This is a genomic window from Micromonospora sp. NPDC051141 (assembly GCF_044455765.1).
Classification (GTDB): Bacteria; Actinomycetota; Actinomycetes; order Mycobacteriales; family Micromonosporaceae; genus Micromonospora.
Genome location: NZ_JBITFD010000004.1, coordinates 1 through 19,327 on the forward strand (window position 1 = coordinate 1; position 19,327 = coordinate 19,327).

Sequence of the window (19,327 nt, forward strand, 5' to 3'; positions counted from 1 at the left end):
CCGGCGGCAGCGGTCTCGACCGGTTGCATCGCACTCAACTGGCAGCCCTCGCCGAGCAGATCGTGGGCCTCGACCGGCTCCTGAAAGCCAACCTCACCGAGATCCGCACCCTGGTCGACAAACTCTGCCCGACCCTGCTCGAGCAGCCCGGCATCGGCCCCGTCACCGCCGCGATCGCGCTGAGCGCCTGGTCGCACCGCCAAAACCCGGCAACGCTGCCACCAACCCACCAAGGACTACACCAACCGCCGCACCACCGAAGGCCGCACCCCAGCCGAGATCACCCGCAGCCTCAAACGCTACATAGCCCGCCAAATCTGGCGCACCCTCGAAGCCACCGCTTGACAAACACCTTCACAGATCTTGCACTTCGTGCCCGGACGAAACGGGCAAGACGCCTGAACCGAGGACCGAAAGTGCAAGATCGCGGAAGCGGGGCGGGCCAGGGAGGGGGTCGGGGAGGGGGTCGGGGAGGGGGTCGGGGAGGGGGTCGGGGAGGGGGTCGGGGAGGGGGTCGGGGAGGGGGTCGGGGAGGGGGTCGGGGAGGGCGGCCCGGGTGTGGGCACCCGGGCCGACCCGCCCGGCTCAGTGGAACAGGTTGGCGTTGCGCTTCTCGGTGTCGAGGTAGTCGGTTGCGGAGTCCTCCACCGCCAGCTTGATGTCGCGCAGCATCGCCTGCATGTCCTGCGAGGCGGCCCGCCAGCGGGACTGCCGCTGCTCGTACGCCTCGCGCGCCTCACCGTTCCAGCTCGCCACCAGCGGCGCCGCGTCCCGTTCGAGCTGCCCGAGCTGACTCTCCAGGGTGGTCAGCGCCCGTTGGATGTCGGCGCCGGCCTGTTGCAGGGCGGCGAAGTTGACGACCAGCACACCGTGCTCCATGGGTTCGATCCTTCCGATGGTCTAGAGCGGCAGCTGGATGCCGCGGTTGGTGCCGGCCACCCGGCCGGCGGCCTCGGTGTCGGAGACGTCGTACTGGCGGCCGGCGGTGCGGATCGCGGTGGCGGTTTCGCGCAGGGCCCGTTGCAGGGCCGTCTGATCCTGCGCCCACTGCTGCTTGACCTGCTCGAACGAGCGCCCGCCGGCGCCTCGCCACGCTTGTTGCAGCACCTCCAGCTCGGCCATCAGGCCGCTGAGCATGGTCTGCAGCGACTGGTCGACGTGCTCGAACTTCGCGGCGGTCTGCTGCATCACCGCGGCTTCTGCCTGGGTCTGGGACATCCCGGACGTCACCTCGTCTCCTCGGTCGTGGCTGGCCACCCGGGGTGACCACCGTGGGCTCGTCGGCGCGGCGCTCGCGGCCGCCGGAAGGGGGAGGGAGACGGCGGGCGCACGCGCAACGATTTTCGTCGCTGACGGTAGCGGCCCCAGTCCGGTTCTGCTACCCCCGGGACCTCCCCTGTGGACAACGACGCCACTACGATGTGCCACGGCAGAGTCACCCGGCGACCCGACGAGGAGGTGCGGTGACCGCGAGCACGACGGAGCGGCCCGCGCCCGTGCCGGCCCCACCCCCACAGTGGAGGCTCCGGCGGCTCCGCGCCGGACAGATCGTGACCACACAGGTCGCGGTCGCCGTCCTGCTGGCCGCCCTGGGGCGGGGCGTCGCGCCGACCGCCGTGGCGTTGTGCTGCGCGGCACTGCTGGTGCCCGCCGCATGGGTCCGGTTCCGGGGCCGTTGGCTGCACGAGTGGCTCACCGTCGCTACGGCGTACCTGAGCCGTCGCCGCGCCCTGCCGGCGGCCACCGACCCCTCGGCGCTGCTGGGCCTGGTCGGGCCGGGCACGGTGGTGCACGCCGCGGAGCTGGCCGGCGGTCCGGCCGCCGTGCTGCACGACGCCGCCGGGCTGACCGCGCTGCTGGAGCTCGGCGATCCGGACGACCTGCTCGGCGACGGCCCGCAGGCGCTCCCGGCCCCACCCGACCTGCTCCCGCCCGCCGGCCCGGAGAGCCCTCCGGTCCGGCTCCAGCTGGTCTTCTCGGCCTCACCGGCCCCCGTGCCGCCCGTCGCGGCCGGGCCGGCCGGGACGTCCTACCGCCAGCTCACCGAGGGCCGGCTGGCCGGGCGTACGCGGGTGGTGCTGGCCGTGCGGGTGCTGCGGGCCGACGGCTGGTCGGACGAGGAACTGCTACGGGCGCTCTCCGGGACGGTCCGGCGGATCGTCCGCCGGCTCGGTTCGCTCGGCGGCCGGCCGCTCGGCGCACCGGCCGCCCTGCGGGTGATCGACGAGCTGGCCCATCACGAGACCGGCGCCCCGGCCCGGGAGACCTGGCCGCTGCTCACCGTGGGTGGGCTGGCCCAGGCCACCTGGCGGCTGCGTCGCTGGCCGGATCCGCGGAGCGAGGCCGCCCGAGGGCTGGTGCCCCGGCTGCTGGCCGTGCCGGCCACCGCCACCACCGTCGCGCTCTGCGTCGGCCCCCGCGCCGACGCCGCGCCGACCCCGGCCGAGCTGACCGTCCGGGTGGCCGCCGGGAGCGCGGCGGAGTTGGCGCTCGCCGAGCGGGCGCTCCGCCGGGCGGCCGGGGACGCGGGAGCGGAACTGCACCGCCTCGACGGCGAGCACCTCACCGGGTTGGCCGCCACCCTGCCGCTGGCGGTGACCGGCGGTGTGCCCCCGACCGGGTCGCCACCGGCCGCACCGGACCTGCCGGTCGGTGGGTCCGGCCTGATGGTGGGCGCCAACCGGCGCGGCGGCCCGCTCACCGTCCGCCTGTTCCGCCCCGCGACGACCCGGGTGCTGCTGGTCGGTGGGGTGCCCGCCGCGCAGCTGCTGGTGCTGCGGGCGTTGGCGCTCGGTGCCCGGGTGGCGGTGCAGACCACCAGGCCGCGCGCCTGGGAGGCGTTCGCGCGCGGGGTCGACGGGGTGCCGCTGCTCCCGCCGGGGCGGCCGGTCGTCGGCGCGCCCGGCTCGCCGCTGCGACCGCTGCTGCTGGTGGTCGACGCCGGCCCGGTGCCGCCGGAGGTCGGTCCGGCGGCGTCCTGGCAGTCGGTGCTTGTGGTTCGCGACGAGCTGACCCCGGCGGACGCCCCGGCGCTGGCCCGCGCCGACCTGGCCGTTCTGCAGCCGCTCGACCCGGCCGAGGCCGAGCTGGCCGGCGCCGCGCTGGGGCTCGGCGGTGCCGCCGGCTGGCTCACCCGGATCCGCGACGACATGGTGGCGGTGGTCAACCGGCGGGCGCTGCGGTGGGCCCTGCTGTCGCCGACCCCGGTCGAGTCACAGTTGGTCGGTCGTCCGGCCCGCCGCTGAGGCGTACGCGCTTCCGCCGGTGGGAGCGGCGTGGCACGATCCCGGCCATGGATTTCCTGAAGGGTCTTCTGATCCGGGTGGCGTCGACGGCGGTGGCGTTCTGGCTCGCCACGTTGCTCATCCCGGGCATCACGCTCGACTCCGGGTCCGCCACCGAGACGGTGACGACGCTGCTGCTCGTCGCGGTGATCTTCGGCGTGGTCAACGCGGTGCTCCAGCCGATCATCAAGACCGTGGGGTGCGGCTTCTACCTGCTCACCCTCGGGCTGATCGCGCTGGTGGTGAACGGTCTGCTGTTCCTGCTCACGAGCTGGATCGCCGGGGAGGCCGGGCTGCCCTTCCACGTGGACGGGTTCTGGCCGGCGGCGGTGCTCGGCGCGCTCCTCGTCGGCATCGTCACCTGGATCCTGGGCGCGGTCCTCGACCGCGACTGAGACGTCGTCGCCGCCCGCCCGGCACTCCGTCCGGGCGGGCAGGCCAGTGCGCGGGAATTGGCTGGCGAGCGGCCCCCGAAGCGGCACTAGCCTCGGCCGGGTGTTCACTCTGACGCGCGCCGACGGCTACCAGCTCAGCACCGACCCCGACCGGCTCGACCTGGGCCGCGTGCACACCTGGCTCGCCACGGACGCGTACTGGGCGCGGGGGCGGGAGCGGGAGACGGTCGAGCGCGCCTTCGCCGGCTCGATCGGCTTCGGCGTCTACCGTCCCGGTGACGGCCGACAGGTCGCGGTCGGCCGGGTGGTGACCGACCGGGCCACGTTCGCCTGGCTGTGCGACGTCTACGTGGACCGGGCCGAGCGGGGCCGCGGGCTGGGCACCTGGCTGACCGCGGGCGTCCGCGACCACATGGCCGAGCTGGGCGTACGCCGGATCATGCTGGCCACCGTGGACGCGCACGGCGTGTACGGGAAGCTCGGCTTCCAGCCGGTGGCCGCGGACCGGTACATGGAGCTGGACGAGCGGTGACGCCGGTCACCAGAAAGGACCAATTGCCGGCTTCGCCACTTACGGTGGAGCGGTGAACCAGCTCCGCCTCGGCTATCTGTACGGCATCGGCGCGTACCTGCTCTGGGGTTTCTTCCCGATCTACCTGAAACTGCTCCGTCCGGCCGGGCCGGTGGAGATCCTCGCGCACCGGATCATCTGGTCGGTGGTGTTCGTGGCGCTGCTGCTGGCCGCCATGCGCCACGTCGGCTTCCTGCGGGCGCTGGCCCGGCGACCCCGCGCGCTGGCCGGGATCGCGTTCGCCGCCGCGCTGATCGCGGTGAACTGGGGCACCTACATCTACGGCGTGAACTCCGACCGGGTGGTGGAGACCGCGCTCGGCTACTTCATCAACCCGCTGGTGTCGGTGCTGCTCGGCGTGCTCGTGCTGCGGGAGCGGCTGCGCCCGGCGCAGTGGGCGGCGCTCGGCGTCGGCGCGCTCGCGGTGGCGGTGCTCACCGTCGACTACGGCCGCCTGCCCTGGCTGGCGCTCACGCTCGCGTTCAGCTTCGCCGGGTACGGCCTGGTCAAGAAGCAGCTCGGCCTGCCCGCCGCCGAGGGGCTCTTCGTCGAGTCGGCGGTGCTGGCGCTGCCCGCCCTGGCGTACCTGGGCTGGCTCGCCTCGCGCGGCGACTCGACGTTCGGGCACGTCTCCGCCGGGCACACCGCGCTGCTGGTGCTGGCCGGCGCGGCCACCGCGATTCCGTTGCTGTTCTTCGCCGGCGCGGCCAACCGGCTGCCGCTGTCCACCATCGGCATGTTGCAGTACCTGGCCCCGATCCTCCAGCTCGGCTGCGGCGTGCTGCTCTTCCACGAGCCGATGCCGCCGGCCCGCCTGGCCGGCTTCGCCCTGGTCTGGCTCGCCCTCGTCGTCTTCACCCTCGACGCCCTGAACCACACCCGCCAGGCCCGTCGCACCCGCGCCCCACTGCCCTCCCCCGTTGCGCGCTGATTCCCGGAAAGCGGGGCTATCGGGCCTGAAACAGCCACGCTTTCCGTGAATCAGCGCGCAACAGACGGGGCGGGGGCGAGGTGGACGGTCAGCGGAGGTCGTAGGCGAGGACGGGGGTGTCGGGGGCGCGGAGGAGTTCCAGGCGGACCAACTCCCCCTTGGTGAAACGGGTGACGCCGGAGAAGCGCAGGTCGTCGCCGGGAGCGGCCAGCCAGGACCCGATCTGCTCGGTCGCGCCGTCCGGGCCGTGCGCCACCAGCCGGAACGTGTACGCCTCGCGGTGCCCGGCCCGCCTGTCGTAGCCGCAGTGCATGGTGACCTCGGTGCCCCACGGCGTCTCGGTCAGCCCCACCTCGGCGTGTACCGGCGCGGTCCCGGCGACCGGCCGCATCGAGGTGAGCGCCACCGGCCGGGGAGCCGACTCGGCCGGCGGCCGGAGCAGCGTCACGCCCACGCCGGCCAGCACCGCGAGCGCGGCGGCGGCGAGCGCGGTCGACGCGTACCGTCGTCGGGCGCGGGAGCGGTCGCGGCGCTTGCGCGCCCGCGCGGCGTCGAGCAGCGCGGGCAGCCGTGAGGTCTCCGGGCCGACCTCCAGGAACTGCTCCAACCCGGCCGGGTCGAGCCGACCCAGCAGGCCGGGCAGCACGGCGATCTCGGCCACCGCCTCCCGGCACTGCGCGCACCCGCCCAGGTGCCGCTCGTAGGCGGCGCGGTCGGCCGGGGCGAGGGCGCCCAGCACGTACGCGCCGTCGTCGTGCGCGAACTCGCAGCGGGTCATCCGGTCACCCCCATCTCGGCCAGCGCCAACCGCAGTGAGCGCAGCGCGTAGTGGGTGCGCGACTTCACCGTGCCCGGCGGTACGCCCAGCCGGGCCGCCGCCTCCGCCACCGACCGGCCCTGGTAGAAGCATTCGACGAGCACCTCGCGGTGGGTCGGGCTGAGGCGGTTGAGCGCCTCGGCCACCGTCCACGCCTCCACCGCGCGCTCCGTCTCGTCGACCGTCTCCGCGGTTTCCGGCAGCTCGTCGGTGTAGACCTCGCCGACTCGGGCGGAGCGGCGACGCCAGGCGTCGATGGCCAGGTTCCGGGCGGTGGTGAAGAGCCAGGCCCGGACCGAGCCACGCCGTGGGTCCAGCGACTCCGGGTGCCGCCAGGCCCGCAGCAGCGTCTCCTGCACCAGGTCCTCGGCGCGCGGCCGGTCGCCGTTGACCAGTCGCAGGGCGTGCGCGAACAGCGCGTCGGCGTGCTCGTCGTGCAGCGCGCGCAGCAGTTGGGCGTCGTGGTCGCTGATGGCGGTACCTCGCTTCCGGCGGCGGGGAGACCGGCGATGCGTTCGCCCGTCCGGGCGGTTGCGTTCGTCCTTCCATACGTGCCGGGCCGCCGAACGGTTCAGCCGCAGGTCACGCCGGAGCTGTTCACCTCCGGTTCAGGTTCGGGCCGACGCGCGCTCACCACGTGCTGGCACCGTCCGGCAGGTACGCGTCCGGGTCGACCGCCCGGCACGCCGTCCGACGTCCGACGTCCGACCAGGAGGCTCCACCCCATGAGCGAACGTCCTCGCCTGCTTCCGCTGCTGGGCGGCACCCGCCACGGCAGCCGCGACGCGATGACCTGTCTGTACCGGTGCGGCAACGCCTGCGACCACCCGGTGCCCAACTCGTCCGACAACCCGTACTTCGGCGACCTGGTCGACGCCGAGGTCTCCCGCCGCGGCGTGGTCCGGGCCGGCGCGGTCGGCGCGCTGGTGCTCGGCTTCGGCGGGGCCGCCGCGGGCGCGCTCGCCGGCGCGGCGCCGGCCGCCGCCGCGCCGGCCACCCCGACCGCCCCGGGCACGGACGAGGCTCTCGCCGCGTCCGCCCGCCCGGGCAGCGGCGCGCTGTCGTTCAAGCCGATCCCGCCGAACAAGCTGGACACGCTCGTGGTGCCGAACGGGTACGACCACGCCGTCGTCATCAAGTGGGGCGACGAGGTGGTCCCCGGCGCGCCCGCGTTCGACGTGCGTCAGCAGAGCGCCGCCGCCCAGGCCAAGCAGTTCGGCTACAACAACGACTTCGTCGGCGTGCTGCCGATCGACCGTAGGCGCGCGCTGCTCGTGGTCAACCACGAGTACACCAACGAGGACCTGATGTTTCCCGGCTTCACCAGCCAGGACGCGCTGACCGTGGAGCAGGTGCGGGTGGCGATGGCCGCGCACGGCATGTCCGTGGTGGAGCTGGAGCGGGTCACGGACACCGGCCAGTGGCGGCCGGTACGCCGGGGCCGGCGCGAGTACAACCGTCGGGTCACGGCGTTGGCCACGACGTTCGAGCTGACCGGCCCGGCCGCCGGCTCGGCGTGGCTGCGGACCGCCGCCGACCCGAAGGGCCGCACGGTCGTCGGCACGCTGAACAACTGCGCCGGCGGCGTCACCCCGTGGGGCACCGTGCTCTCCGGCGAGGAGAACTTCAACCAGTACTTCGTCGGCGGCGACGGCGCGCCGGAGGAGCTGAAGCCGAAGCTGGCCCGCTACGGCATCCCGACCGACGTGCGCTACCCGAGCGGCAGCCGCAAGTGGGACCGGGCCGACGAGCGGTTCGACCTGGCGAAGCACCCGAACGAGGCGCACCGGTTCGGCTGGGTCGTCGAGATCGACCCGTTCGACCCGCAGGCCCGGCCGCGCAAGCACACCGCGCTGGGCCGGGTGAAGCACGAGGGCGCGAACGTCATCGTGGCCCGTAGCGGGCACGTGGTCGCGTACATGGGCGACGACGAGCGCTTCGACTACCTCTACAAGTTCGTGTCGGACAAGAAGTTCCTGCCGGGCAACTCCTGGGTGGCCCGCAAGCACAACCTGACGCTGCTGGAGTCGGGCACGCTCTACGTGGCGGCGCTGACCGGCGACAGCCCGGCCGGGGAGATCGACGGCAGCGGCACGCTCCCCGCCGACGGCGGCTTCGGCGGCCAGGGCCGGTGGATCAAGCTGGTCAGCGGCAACCGCTCGTACGTCGACGGGATGACCGCCGCCGACGTGCTCACGTTCACCCGGCTGGCCGGCGACAAGGTCGGCGCGACCAAGATGGACCGTCCCGAGGACGTCGAGCCGAGCCTGCTCACCGGCAAGGTCTACGTGGCGTTGACCAACAACAGCGACCGGGGCAAGACCGGCAAGGCACCGGCCGACGAGGCGAACCCGCGTAACGCCAACAAGCACGGGCAGATCCTGGAGCTGGTCGAGGAGCGCGGCGACAACACCGCCGAGACGTTCACCTGGTCGCTGCCGATCGTCTGCGGTGACCCGGCCGACGCCTCGACGTACTTCGCCGGGTACGACAAGACGAAGGTGTCGCCGATCTCCTGCCCGGACAACGTCGCGTTCGACGCCACCGGGAACCTCTGGATCTCGACCGACGGCAACGCGTTGGGCAGCAACGACGGCCTGTTCGCCACCGCCGTCGAGGGCCCGGAGCGGGGCCACCTGAAGCAGTTCCTCACCGTGCCGCTCGGCGCGGAGACCTGCGGCCCGTTCATCACCCGGGACAACCGGTCGGTGTTCGTGGCCGTGCAGCACCCGGGTGAGATCTCCGGCGCGTCCGTGGAGAACCCGGCCTCCACCTGGCCGGACGGTGACTTCGCCAAGCCCGGCGTGGTGGTCACCTGGCGCCTCGACGGCGGCCCGGTCGGTAGCTGAGCCAACTCGGGGCGGTCCGGCGCTGGACCGCCCGCTGGAGGGCCACCATCCGGCCGGGATGGTGGCCCTCTCAGTTCTCGGTGGCGATTCCGTCGGCGATCGCCCGCGCGACGGTGAGCAGCTTCGCCCGCACCACCCGCGCCGAGGTCATCATCTCGCTGGCCGGCAACGCGCAGGCCAGCACCACCCGCCGCTCGATGTCCTTGTCCGGGGCGACGAGCACCGCGGCGCACGCCACGCCCTGCCGGAACTGGCCCAGTTCCAACTGCATGCCGCGCCGGTCGCCGGCGGCCAGGTCGGCCTCGAACGCCTCGACCGTGGTGAGGGTGGCGGTGGTGAACGGCCGCATGCCGTACTCCCGCAGGTAGCGGAAGCGCTGCTCGGCGGTGAGCGTGGCGAGCAGGCTCTTGCCGAGCGCGGTGGCGTGCGCGCCCTCGGCGAAGCCCGGCACCAGATCCTCCAGGTACGGCGAGCGCGGTCCCTCGGCACACGCGGTCACCGCCACCTGCCCGCCGACGAAACGACCGAGGTAGTGGCTCCAGCCGGTCTCCGCGGCGGCCCGGCGCAACGCCTCACCGACCGCGGGCGGTCCCCGGAAGGCGGTGACCAGCTCACGGTAGCGGTCGGCGATCTCCAGCCCGACGATGTACGTCCCGTCCTCGCGCCGGATCACGTAGCCCTCGTACGCGAGCGTGCGCACCAGGTGGTAGGTGGTGGCGACGGTCAGCTCGCAGCGGCGGGCGATCTGCTTCACGGTGAGGCCCTTCGGCGCACGGCCGACCGACTCGAGCACTCGAAGCGCGCGGGAGACGCTGCGGATCAGGTCCGAAGGCTCCGCCAGAGGGTCGCGCACAACCACCTCCGCCGCCGGGGCTTACACCATATGAAAAAAGGTCCGGGTGCGAAATGCCTGTTCGGGTCGAGGATGTCAGATCACCGGGCACAGAACGTGCATCGACAGACACGATCAGCAGCGAAAACACGGTCGGCGTAGGTTGACCGACAATGACTGAAACTATTTCGCGAACCGGTCGGCCGGCGGCCGGGCGACCGGTTCGGGTCGGTGCCGGCGCCACCGTCACCACGATCGCCTGCGTCCTGCCGGTCTTCCTGGTCGGTGGCCTCGCCGTGCAGCTCGGCGACGAGTTGGGCTTCAGCCCGGCCGGGCTGGGGCTGGCCGTCTCGGTCTACTTCGGCATCAGCGCGCTCGCCTCGGTGCCGTCCGGCGCCCTGGTCGAGCGGTACGGGCCGGCGCCGGTGGCCCGCGTCGCCATCGTGCTCTCCGCCGGCTCGCTGCTGGCCGTGGCCGGCCTCGCCCGGTCGTACCCCACGCTGGTGGCGCTGCTCGCGCTCAGCGCCGCCGGCAACGCGCTCGGCCAGCTCGCCAGCAACGCCGCGCTGGCCGAGCACGTGCCCGCCCACCGGCAGGGGCTCTCCTTCGGCGTGAAGCAGGCCGCCATCCCGCTCTCCACGCTGCTGGCCGGCGCGGCGGTTCCCACCGTCGCGCTGACCGCCGGCTGGCGCTGGGCGTTCGTGGTGGCCGCCGGGGCCGCGCTGGCCGCGCTGCCGGCCGTACCCCGGTCCGGTCGGGACCGGCGTACCCGCTCCGCCTCCACCGCCCGGGGCGGCGGCCGGGCCGCGCTGGTGGTGGTCGGGCTGGCCGCGACGCTCGCGGCCGGCGCGGCGAACGCGCTGGGCACGTTCCTGGTCGACTCGTCGGCCGCGCGGGGGCTCTCCCCCGGCCTGGCCGGCCTGACGCTCACCCTGGGCAGCGCGGTGTGCGTGTCCGCCCGGGTCGGCGTGGGGTGGCTGGCCGACCGGCGGGCCGGCGGGCACGTCGGCGTGATCGCCGGGCTGCTCGTGGCGGGCTCGGTGGGGCTGCTCCTGCTCGCGGTGGCCGGCCCGGTGCCGCTGGTCGCCGGCGTGGTGCTCGGCTTCGGTCTCGGCTGGGCCTGGCCGGGGCTGCTGAACTTCGCGGTGGTCCGGCTCCACCCGCAGGCCCCGGCCGCCGCCACCTCGATCACCCAGACCGGCGTGTACGCGGGCGGCTGCCTGGGCCCACTCGGTCTCGGCGCGCTGGCCGGCACAGCCGGCTACCCGGCGATGTGGCTGACCGCGGCCGGCGCCATGCTCCTCGCGGCCCTGCTCATGCTCCTCGCCGCCCGCCTGCTGTCCCGCCCCGCCTGAGCTCACTCCGTCCCGACTCACGCCGCCCTGCCGGCGCGCGGCACCGCTCTGCCGGCGCGCGGCACCGCTCTGCCGGCGCGCGGCACCCGCTCTGCCGTTCCGCCGTTCCGCCGTTCTGCCGGGCCACCGGCCACCGGGCCACCGGGCCACCGGGCCACCGGGCCACCGGGCCACCGGGCCACCGGGCCATGCTGCATCGGACGGATATGACCAGGAGTCATATTTATGACCGTGCGGTATATGACTCCGCTGCGAACTGTTCCCGGCGGAGATCACGCTCGGTAATGGCCCAGGAACGGCCAGGAACGGCCAGGAACGCCACCGGGCGTCCGTGGTCGGGACGCACGGCGCAATCGCCACCTGACGACCGCAGCAGGTCAGCTGGTGCGGTCGGCGATGTAGTCGCAGAGGGATTCGAGGGCGCGGCGGGCCGGGCCCTCGGGGAGCGGGGCGAGGTGGGCCCGGGCGTCCTCCGCGTAGCTGCGCACCGTCTCCCGGGCGCGCTTGAGCGCCGGGGACTCACGGAGCAGCGTGAGCGCCTCGGCGTGCAGCGCGTCGTCGACGAGCGGGCCGGTGGCCAGGATCTCCCGCAGCCGGACGCTTGCCGCGTCCGAGTCGTCGCCGGCGAGCGCGTAGAGCACCGGCAGCGTGGGCACGCCCTCGCGCAGGTCGGTGCCGGGCGTCTTGCCGGACTGCACCGACTCGCTGGCGATGTCCAGCAGGTCGTCGGAGAGCTGGAACGCGACGCCGATGACCTCGCCGTACCCGGCCAGGGCCTCGATGTGCGCGGCGGAGGCGCCACCGAACATGCCGCCGAAGCGGGCCGAGGTGGCGATCAGCGAACCGGTCTTCTCGGCGATCACGTGCAGGTAGTGCGCGACCGGATCGGTGCCGCGCGGGCCGACCGTCTCGGCGATCTGACCGTGCACCAGGCGGGCGAACGTGCGCGCCTGCAACCGGACCGCCTCCGGGCCCAGGTCGGCCGCGATGTCCGCAGCCCGCGCGAAGAGGAAGTCGCCGACCAGGATGGCCACCGAGTTGCTCCAGCGGGAGTTGGCGCTCGGCGCGCCCCGCCGCACGGCCGCCTCGTCCATCACGTCGTCGTGGTAGAGCGTGGCCAGGTGGGTGAGTTCCATCACCACGGCGGCCGGGACCACCTGGGCGGCCTCCGGATCGCCGAACTGGGCGCCCAACGCCACCAGCAGCGGCCGGAACCGCTTGCCGCCGGCCTCCATGAGATGCCGGGCCGCCTCGGTGACCAACGGGTCGGCGCTGGCCACGCCGGACCACAGCTGGGCCTCGACCCGGTCGAGGACGCCCAGCACGGACGCTTCGACGCGCGGGTCGGCGAGGTGCAGGCCGAGCGCGCCGAACTGACCTGAACGCTCGCCAGCCGGGTTCACCACGTCTTCAACCATGCCACACCCGTTCGACCTGCTCGGTGAGGGGGATACGGACCGGGGGCCGGTACGCCACGGCGTACCGGCCCCCGGGTGGAACCACTTCCGTCATCGGACGAATTCGGCGGCACCGGTGGTCAGGTCCAGCAGGGGCCCGGGGACCACACCGAGGACGAGCGTGGCGAGCACGCCGATCATCAGGGCGGCCGAGGTGAGCGCGCCCGGCACGGTCACCGTCGGGGTCGCCTCACCCGGCTCCGACAGCCACATCATCACCACGACCCGCAGGTACGGGAAGGCCAGCACCATGCTGGTCAGCACGCCGGCGATCACCAGCCAGGCCTGGTCGGCCTCCAGCGCCGGGCCGAAGATCGCGAACTTGCTGGTGAAGCCGCTGGTGAGCGGGATGCCGGCGAACGCCAGCAGGATGAACGTGAAGATCGCCGCGAAGAACGGCGAGCGGCGACCCAGCCCGGCCCAGCGGGACAGGTGGGTGGCCTCGCCGTCCGCGTCCCGCACCAGCGTCACCACGGCGAACGCGGCGAGCACCGAGAAGCCGTACGCGGCCAGGTAGAACATCGTGCCCGACAGCCCCTCCTTGCTGGGGGCCAGCACACCCACCAGCAGGTAACCGGCGTTCGCGATCGACGAGTACGCCAGCAGGCGCTTGATGTCCGTCTGGGTGACCGCCAGCACGGCGCCGACCAGCATGGTCAGCACCGCCACCACACCGATCACCGGCGTGAAGTCCCAGGAGGCCCCGGCGAACGCGACGTGGAACACCCGCAGCAGCGCGCCGAACGCGGCGACCTTCGTGCAGGCCGCCATGAAGCCGGTCACCGGCGTCGGCGCGCCCTGGTAGACGTCCGGCGTCCAGACGTGGAACGGCGCGGCGGCGGCCTTGAAGAGCAGACCGATGGCGAGCAGCGCCATGCCGGCGAAGAGCAGCACCTGGCTGGACGAGGACTCGCCGACCGCGGCGTGCACGGTGGCGAAGTCGACGCCGGCGCCCCGGCCCGGGATGCCGGAGGTGAAGCCGTAGATCAGGGCCACGCCGAACAGGAAGAACGCCGAGGCGTACGCGCCGAGCAGGAAGTACTTCATCGCCGCCTCCTGGCTCAGCAGCCGCCGGCGGCGGGCCAGCGCGCAGAGCAGGTAGAGCGGCAGCGAGAAGACCTCGAGCGAGATGAACATGGTCAGCAGGTCGTTCGCCGCCACGAAGATCAGCATGCCACCGATCGCGAACGAGATCAGCGGGTAGACCTCGGTGGCCCCGCCGACGCCCTCGGCCTGCTTCCGGTCCTCGGGCGACTCGGCGGTGACCGCCGCGTGCGCCACGAAGGCGCCGCCCCGCTCCACCGTGCGCTCGCCGACCAGCAGCAGCGCCATCACGGCCAGCACCAGGATGGCGCCCTGGAGGAAGAGCGTCGGCCCGTCCACCGCGATCGCGCCGCCGGCGGTGACCAGCCGGGCGTCGGACTTCAGGATCACCATCGTGATCGCGGCCAGCGCCGCCACCAGGGCGAGCGCGAGCTGCACCGCGTTGCGCAGCCGGCGCGGCACGAACGCCTCGACCAGGACGCCCAGCAGGGCGGCGCCCAACATGATCAGGATGGGAGCGAGCGCCGCGTAGTCGATCGACGGCAGCTTCAGTTCACTCACTTTGAAGCCTCCTGGACGCTGCCGACCTCAGGGGCGGGATCGGACTTGCCGACGTCCTGCATGGTCGCCTGGACGGCGGGGTTGATGACATCGGTGACCGGCTTGGGATAGAAGCCGAGCAGCACGATCAGCGCGATCAACGGCGCGACGACGACCTTCTCGCGCAGGCTGAGGTCCCGACGCATGCCCTCGGCCTCGGTCAGCGCCGGGTTCAGCGTGCCCTGGGTGGTGCGCTGCACCATCCACAGCACGTACGCCGCCGCCAGGATGATGCCGAGCGTGGCGATCACCGCGACCGGCTTGTTGACGGTGAACGTGCCGATCAGCACCAGGAACTCGGAGACGAACGGCGCGGTGCCGGGCAGCGCCAGCGACGCCAGACCGGCGAAGAAGAGCACGCCGGCCAGCACCGGCACCAGCTTGCCCGCGCCGCCGAAGTCGCTGATCAGCGCCGAGCCGCGGCGGGCGATCAGCATGCCGACCACCAGGAAGAGCAGGCCGGTGGCGAGGCCGTGGTTGAGCATGTAGAGCACCGCGCCGGTGCCGGCCTGGGTGGTGAACGCGAAGATGCCCACCCCGATGAAGCCGAAGTGCGCGATCGAGGTGTACGACACCAGCCGCTTCAGGTCGTTCTGTCCGACCGCCAGCAACGCCGCGTAGATGATGCCGATCACGCCGAGCGCCAGCGCGTACGGCGCGAACCAGCGGGACGCCTCCGGGAACAGCGGGAGGCAGTAGCGCAGGATGCCGAACGTGCCGACCTTGTCCAGCACGCCGACCAGCAGCGCCGCCGCACCGGCCGGCGCGGCGCCACCGGCGTCCGGCAGCCAGGTGTGGAACGGGAAGAACGGCGCCTTGATCGCGAACGCGAGGAAGAAGCCGAGGAACAGCCAGCGGGCGGTGTTGGTGGCGAACTCGGCCTGGCTCAGCGTCTGCCAGTCGAACGTCTTCCCGCCGACCACCCAGAGACCGATCACCGCGGCCAGCATGAACAGGCCGCCGACCAGCGAGTAGAGGAAGAACTTCACCGCCGCGTACTGCCGCTGGTGGCCGCCGTAGCTGCCGATCAGGAAGTACATCGGGACGAGCATGACCTCGAAGAACACGTAGAACAGGAAGACGTCGGCGGCGGCGAAGACGCCGATCATCGTGCACTCGAGGACGAGCAGCAGCGCGAAGTAGACAGGCACCGAACGCTTCGACTGCTCGGCGTCGTGCCACGACGCGAGGATCACCAGCGGCACCAGGATCGCGATCAGCATCAGCATGACCAGCGCGATGCCGTCCACCTCGAAGGTGAACCGCACACCCCAGTTCGGGATCCACGCGTACGACTCGCGGAACTGGAACCGGTCACCGTCGGCGGAGAAGGCGAACCACATCACCACCGAGAGCACCAGCACCAACAGCGACCAGCCGAACGCCACCAGCTTGGCCAGGTCCGGCCGCCGACGTGGCAGCAGCGCCACCACCAGCGCGCCGACCAGCGGCGCCACGGTCAGCACCGAGAGGAACGGGAAGTTGGACATTATTCGGCCTTACCTCCGTCGTGACTGCGTGGCCCGCCGGCGGGGGCGGCCGCGTTGAGGTCGATCACGCCAGCCACCCCGCCTGTACCGCCAGGAACGCCGCCACCACGAGCAGCGCGCCGGTCAGGATCGAGGTCGCGTACGACCGCACGAAGCCGGTCTGGAGCCGCCGGAGCCGGCCGGAGCCCCCGCCCACCGCGGCGGCCAGGCCGTTGACCAGCCCGTCGACGCCCCGGTTGTCGAGGAAGACGAGCGCCCGGGTGAGGAAGATGCCCGGCTTCTCGAAGACCGCCTCGTTGACGGTGTCCGTATAGAGGTTCTTGCGGGCGGCGGTGACCAGCACGCCGGCCGGCTGCGGCTCGGTGGCCGTGCCGTTGCGGAACAGGAACCAGGCCAGCCCGGCCCCGAGCACGGTGAGCAGCAGCGAGAGCACGGTGATCACCCAGTGCGCGAGGACCGCCTCGTGCCCCTCCTCCTGGACGCCCAGGCCGGCGGTGGCCTCCAGCCAGTCCGGCACGGACGTGGCGAGCAGGAAACCCGCGCCGACCGAGCCGATCGCCAGCAGGATCAGCGGGATCGTCATCAGCTTCGGCGACTCGTGCGGGTGCTCGATGTCCTCGGTCCAGCGGGCCGGGCCGTGGAACGTGAGCACGAACAGCCGGGTCATGTAGAACGCGGTGAGCCCGGCGCCGATCAGCGCGGCCATGCCGAACAGCCAGGCCGTCCAGCCCTCCCGCTCGAACGCGGCCACGATGATCGGCTCCTTCGAGAAGAAGCCGGAGAAGGGGAACATGCCGATGATGGCCAGCCAACCCATCATGAACGTCAGCCAGGTGACCTTCATGTACTTGGACAGGTTGCCGAAGCGGCGGATGTCCACCTGGTCGTTCATGCCGTGCATGACCGAGCCGGCGCCGAGGAACATGTTGGCCTTGAAGAAGCCGTGCGCCAGCAGGTGCACGATGGCCAGCGCGTACGCCGCGCCGCCGAGGCCGACGCCGAGGAACATGTAGCCGATCTGGCTGACGGTGGACCAGGCCAGCACCCGCTTGATGTCGTCCTTCGCCGCGCCGATGACGCAACCCATCAGCAGCGTGAGCGCACCGACGCTGACCACCACGAGCTGGAGCGTCTCGTTCGCCGAGAAGATCGGGTTGGAGCGGGCGATCAGGTAGACGCCGGCGGTGACCATGGTCGCGGCGTGGATGAGCGCGGAGACCGGGGTCGGGCCCTCCATCGCGTCCGGCAGCCACGCCTGGAGCGGGAACTGGCCGGACTTGCCGGCCGCGCCGAGGAGCAGCAGCAGGCCGAGCACCAGCACGGTGGTGGAGGTCAGCGAGCCGACCCCGTTGAACACCTCGTCGTACTGGGTGGTGCCGAGCATGGCGAACATGACGAAGATGCCGATGGCCAGGCCGGCGTCGCCGACCCGGTTCATCAGGAACGCCTTCTTGCCGGCGGTGGCCGCGCTCGGCCGGCCGTACCAGAAGGAGATCAGCAGGTACGACGCCAGGCCGACGCCCTCCCAGCCGAAGTAGAGCATCACGTAGTTGTTGCCGAGCACCAGCAGCAGCATCGCGGCGACGAACAGGTTGAAGTACCCGAAGAACCGTCGCCGGCCCTCGTCGTGCGCCATGTACTCCACGGCGTAGAGGTGGATCAGGAAGCCCACCCCGGTGATCAGCAGCACGAACACCGCGGCCAGCGGGTCGAAGAGCAGACCGAAGTCCACCTTCAGGTCGCCGACCGTGATGAACTGCCAGAGGCTCGACTGGACCTGCTTGTTCTCCAGGCCACGGAGCTGGAAGAAGTAGGTCAGGCCGAGCACGAACGCGGCGCCGATGGCCGCCACGCCCAGCCAGTGGCCCCAGCGGTCCGCCCGCTTGCCGAGCAGCAGCAGGACCGCCGCGCTGACCAGCGGGATCGCCACCAGCAGCCAGACACTGCCCAGCAGCCCATCCGCCGTAGCGAATTCCACAGTCTGTTCCACGACTGGCCCCTCAGTACTTCAGCAGGTTGGCGTCGTCGACGCTGGCCGAGCGCCGGGTCCGGAAGATCGCCATGATGATCGCGAGCCCGACCACGACCTCGGCCGCCGCCACCACCATCACGAAGAACGCCATGATCTGGCCGTTCAGGTCACCGTTGATCCGGCTGAACGTGACCAGGGTCAGGTTGGCCGCGTTGAGCATCAGCTCGACGCACATGAACAGCACGATCGCGTTGCGCCGGACCAGCACGCCCACGGCGCCGATGGTGAACAGCACCGCCGCGAGGATCAGGTAGTAGTCCGGCGTCATTTGTCAGTGCCCTTCAGTGCGGTCTCCTCCGACGTCATGTCGCGCACCGGCATGATCTCCGGGATGCCGCGGTCGGTCAGCCGGCCGTCCGGCAGGCGGGCCGGCGTGGCCACCGAGGAGGAGGTGGCGAAGACGCCCGGGCCGGGCTTCGGGCCGGGGTAGTTGCCGGGACGGAACCGCGCCTTCATGGTGGCGACCTGGTCCATCCGGTCCTCCTTGCGCCGTTCCACGTGCGCCAGCACCATCGCGCCCACCGCGGCCGTGATCAGCAGCGCCGAGGTCAGCTCGAAGGCGAAGACGTACTTGGTGAACAGCAGCCGGGCGATGCCCTGCACGTTGCCCTCGGCGTTCGCCTGGTCGAGCCCGACCGCCCGCACGCCGTCGAGCGCGCGGTAGAGACCGGTGCCGACCAGGCCGGCGAAGCCGAGCCCGAGCACCACCGCGGCGACCCGCTGGCCGCGCAGCGTCTCGATCAGCGAGTCGGACGCGTCGCGACCGACGAGCATCAGCACGAACAGGAAGAGCATCATGATCGCGCCGGTGTAGACGATGATCTGCACCATGCCGATGAACGGGCCGGCCTGGAGCACGTAGAACACGCCCAGGCAGAGCATGGTCAGCACCAGCCAGAGCGCGGAGTGCACCGCGTTGCGGGCCCACACCATGCCGAGCGCCCCGATCAGGGCCAGCGGGGCGAGGATCCAGAACGTGACCTCCTCACCCCCGGTCACGTCGCCCGCCGCGGCGAGCACCGTAGAAGTGGTCATACCCCTGCTCCCTTGCCCGCCTCGGACCGCTGCGCGGCCTGCTCGGCGCCGGGGAAGGTCACGCCGGGGTGCTCCTCCACCGGATACCGGCCGCCCGCCGGCGAGTGCTCGGCGCCGGCCGAGGTGCCCGGGTTGGCCAGCGCGCCGACGTAGTAGTCCTTCTCGCTGTCGCCCAGCCGCATCGGGTGCGGCGGCTGCTCCATGCCTTCGAGCAGCGGCGCGAGCAACTGCTCCTTCGTGAAGATCAGGTCCTGCCGGTTGTCCCGGGCCAGCTCGTACTCGTTGCTCATGGTGAGCGAACGGGTCGGGCAGGCCTCGATGCAGAGCCCGCAGAAGATGCACCGGGCGTAGTTGATCTGGTAGTTGCTGGCGTACCGCTCACCCGGGGAGAAGCGCTGCTCCTCGGTGTTGTCGCCACCCTCCACGTAGATCGCGTCGGCCGGGCAGGCCCAGGCGCACAGCTCGCAGCCGATGCACTTCTCCAGCCCGTCCGGGTGCCGGTTGAGGATGTGCCGCCCGTGGTAGCGCGGCGCCGAGACCGGCGGCTTGAACGGGTAGTCGGTGGTGACGACCTTCTTGAACATGTGCGAGAAGGTGACCCCGAAGCCCCTGAACGTTCCGGTGATCGCGCCCAC

At 72.3% G+C, this 19,327-nt stretch carries 19 protein-coding genes; 6 read left to right on the top strand and 13 right to left on the bottom strand.

What is annotated here, in order from left to right:
* From ACIA6B_RS08240 to ACIA6B_RS08250, 3 genes are all read right to left on the bottom strand, one after another.
* Positions 1-197 (bottom strand): hypothetical protein (locus ACIA6B_RS08240; RefSeq protein ID WP_396772099.1); only part of this gene is annotated, 197 nt, incomplete at its 3' end.
* A gap of 388 nt (positions 198-585) precedes the next feature.
* On the bottom strand, positions 586-879 hold the full coding sequence (locus tag ACIA6B_RS08245) for a WXG100 family type VII secretion target (protein ID WP_396772100.1): 294 nt from the start codon (positions 877-879) through the stop codon (positions 586-588).
* A 21-nt stretch (positions 880-900) separates the two neighbouring features.
* Positions 901-1,218: a WXG100 family type VII secretion target gene (locus ACIA6B_RS08250; protein ID WP_396772101.1), complete on the bottom strand. Its 318-nt coding sequence runs from the start codon at positions 1,216-1,218 to the stop codon at positions 901-903.
* 245 nt (positions 1,219-1,463) lie between these two features.
* On the opposite strand from ACIA6B_RS08250, the gene eccE reads away from it, so the two are divergent.
* The 4 genes from eccE (at position 1,464) to rarD (ending at position 5,181) form a co-directional block, all read left to right on the top strand.
* Positions 1,464-3,245 (top strand): type VII secretion protein EccE, encoded by a 1,782-nt coding sequence (gene eccE, locus ACIA6B_RS08255; RefSeq protein WP_396772102.1) that lies wholly within the window; start codon positions 1,464-1,466, stop codon positions 3,243-3,245.
* Positions 3,246-3,292: 47 nt separating this feature from the next.
* Complete coding sequence (locus tag ACIA6B_RS08260) at positions 3,293-3,679, top strand: phage holin family protein (protein ID WP_107154690.1); 387 nt, start codon at positions 3,293-3,295, stop codon at positions 3,677-3,679.
* Between the two features lie 100 nt (positions 3,680-3,779).
* Complete coding sequence (locus ACIA6B_RS08265) at positions 3,780-4,211, top strand: GNAT family N-acetyltransferase (protein ID WP_396772103.1); 432 nt, start codon at positions 3,780-3,782, stop codon at positions 4,209-4,211.
* A 52-nt stretch (positions 4,212-4,263) separates the two neighbouring features.
* A complete protein-coding gene (gene rarD / locus ACIA6B_RS08270) occupies positions 4,264-5,181 on the top strand; it encodes an EamA family transporter RarD (RefSeq protein WP_396772104.1) in 918 nt (305 codons plus the stop codon).
* A gap of 88 nt (positions 5,182-5,269) precedes the next feature.
* Here rarD and ACIA6B_RS08275 read toward each other — a convergent pair whose 3' ends face one another.
* Both ACIA6B_RS08275 and ACIA6B_RS08280 read right to left on the bottom strand, forming a co-directional pair.
* Positions 5,270-5,959 (bottom strand): anti-sigma factor family protein, encoded by a 690-nt coding sequence (locus tag ACIA6B_RS08275; protein ID WP_396772105.1) that lies wholly within the window; start codon positions 5,957-5,959, stop codon positions 5,270-5,272.
* Positions 5,956-6,471, bottom strand: a complete 516-nt coding sequence (locus ACIA6B_RS08280; RefSeq protein ID WP_107154686.1) for a sigma-70 family RNA polymerase sigma factor — start codon at positions 6,469-6,471, stop codon at positions 5,956-5,958. The genes ACIA6B_RS08275 and ACIA6B_RS08280 overlap by 4 nt, the downstream gene beginning before the upstream one ends.
* A gap of 252 nt (positions 6,472-6,723) precedes the next feature.
* Between ACIA6B_RS08280 and ACIA6B_RS08285 the strand changes: the two genes are divergently transcribed.
* On the top strand, positions 6,724-8,847 hold the full coding sequence (locus ACIA6B_RS08285) for a PhoX family protein (RefSeq protein ID WP_396772106.1): 2,124 nt from the start codon (positions 6,724-6,726) through the stop codon (positions 8,845-8,847).
* A 70-nt stretch (positions 8,848-8,917) separates the two neighbouring features.
* On the opposite strand, the gene ACIA6B_RS08290 is transcribed toward ACIA6B_RS08285, so the two are convergent.
* Complete coding sequence (locus tag ACIA6B_RS08290) at positions 8,918-9,700, bottom strand: IclR family transcriptional regulator (protein ID WP_396772107.1); 783 nt, start codon at positions 9,698-9,700, stop codon at positions 8,918-8,920.
* A gap of 152 nt (positions 9,701-9,852) precedes the next feature.
* Between ACIA6B_RS08290 and ACIA6B_RS08295 the strand changes: the two genes are divergently transcribed.
* Positions 9,853-11,034, top strand: coding sequence for an MFS transporter (locus ACIA6B_RS08295; RefSeq protein WP_396772108.1), 1,182 nt, complete (start codon positions 9,853-9,855; stop codon positions 11,032-11,034).
* A gap of 377 nt (positions 11,035-11,411) precedes the next feature.
* Here the strand turns inward: ACIA6B_RS08295 and ACIA6B_RS08300 are convergent, their stop codons facing one another.
* From ACIA6B_RS08300 to nuoI, 7 genes are all read right to left on the bottom strand, one after another.
* Positions 11,412-12,452 carry a polyprenyl synthetase family protein gene (locus ACIA6B_RS08300; protein ID WP_281943592.1) on the bottom strand — a complete coding sequence of 347 codons (1,041 nt, stop codon included), beginning with the start codon at positions 12,450-12,452 and terminating at the stop codon, positions 11,412-11,414.
* A 90-nt stretch (positions 12,453-12,542) separates the two neighbouring features.
* Positions 12,543-14,096 carry an NADH-quinone oxidoreductase subunit NuoN gene (gene nuoN / locus ACIA6B_RS08305; protein ID WP_396772109.1) on the bottom strand — a complete coding sequence of 518 codons (1,554 nt, stop codon included), beginning with the start codon at positions 14,094-14,096 and terminating at the stop codon, positions 12,543-12,545.
* Positions 14,093-15,625: an NADH-quinone oxidoreductase subunit M gene (locus ACIA6B_RS08310; RefSeq protein WP_396772110.1), complete on the bottom strand. Its 1,533-nt coding sequence runs from the start codon at positions 15,623-15,625 to the stop codon at positions 14,093-14,095. Before ACIA6B_RS08310 ends, nuoN begins: the two co-directional genes overlap by 4 nt.
* A gap of 64 nt (positions 15,626-15,689) precedes the next feature.
* Entirely contained in the window at positions 15,690-17,615 is a 1,926-nt protein-coding gene (gene nuoL / locus ACIA6B_RS08315; protein WP_396772111.1) for an NADH-quinone oxidoreductase subunit L, read from the bottom strand.
* A 10-nt stretch (positions 17,616-17,625) separates the two neighbouring features.
* Positions 17,626-17,925 (bottom strand): NADH-quinone oxidoreductase subunit NuoK, encoded by a 300-nt coding sequence (gene nuoK / locus ACIA6B_RS08320; RefSeq protein ID WP_089154544.1) that lies wholly within the window; start codon positions 17,923-17,925, stop codon positions 17,626-17,628.
* Entirely contained in the window at positions 17,922-18,692 is a 771-nt protein-coding gene (locus tag ACIA6B_RS08325) for an NADH-quinone oxidoreductase subunit J (protein ID WP_281943597.1), read from the bottom strand. The genes nuoK and ACIA6B_RS08325 overlap by 4 nt, the downstream gene beginning before the upstream one ends.
* Positions 18,689-19,327, bottom strand: a complete 639-nt coding sequence (gene nuoI, locus ACIA6B_RS08330) for an NADH-quinone oxidoreductase subunit NuoI (RefSeq protein WP_396772112.1) — start codon at positions 19,325-19,327, stop codon at positions 18,689-18,691. The genes ACIA6B_RS08325 and nuoI overlap by 4 nt, the downstream gene beginning before the upstream one ends.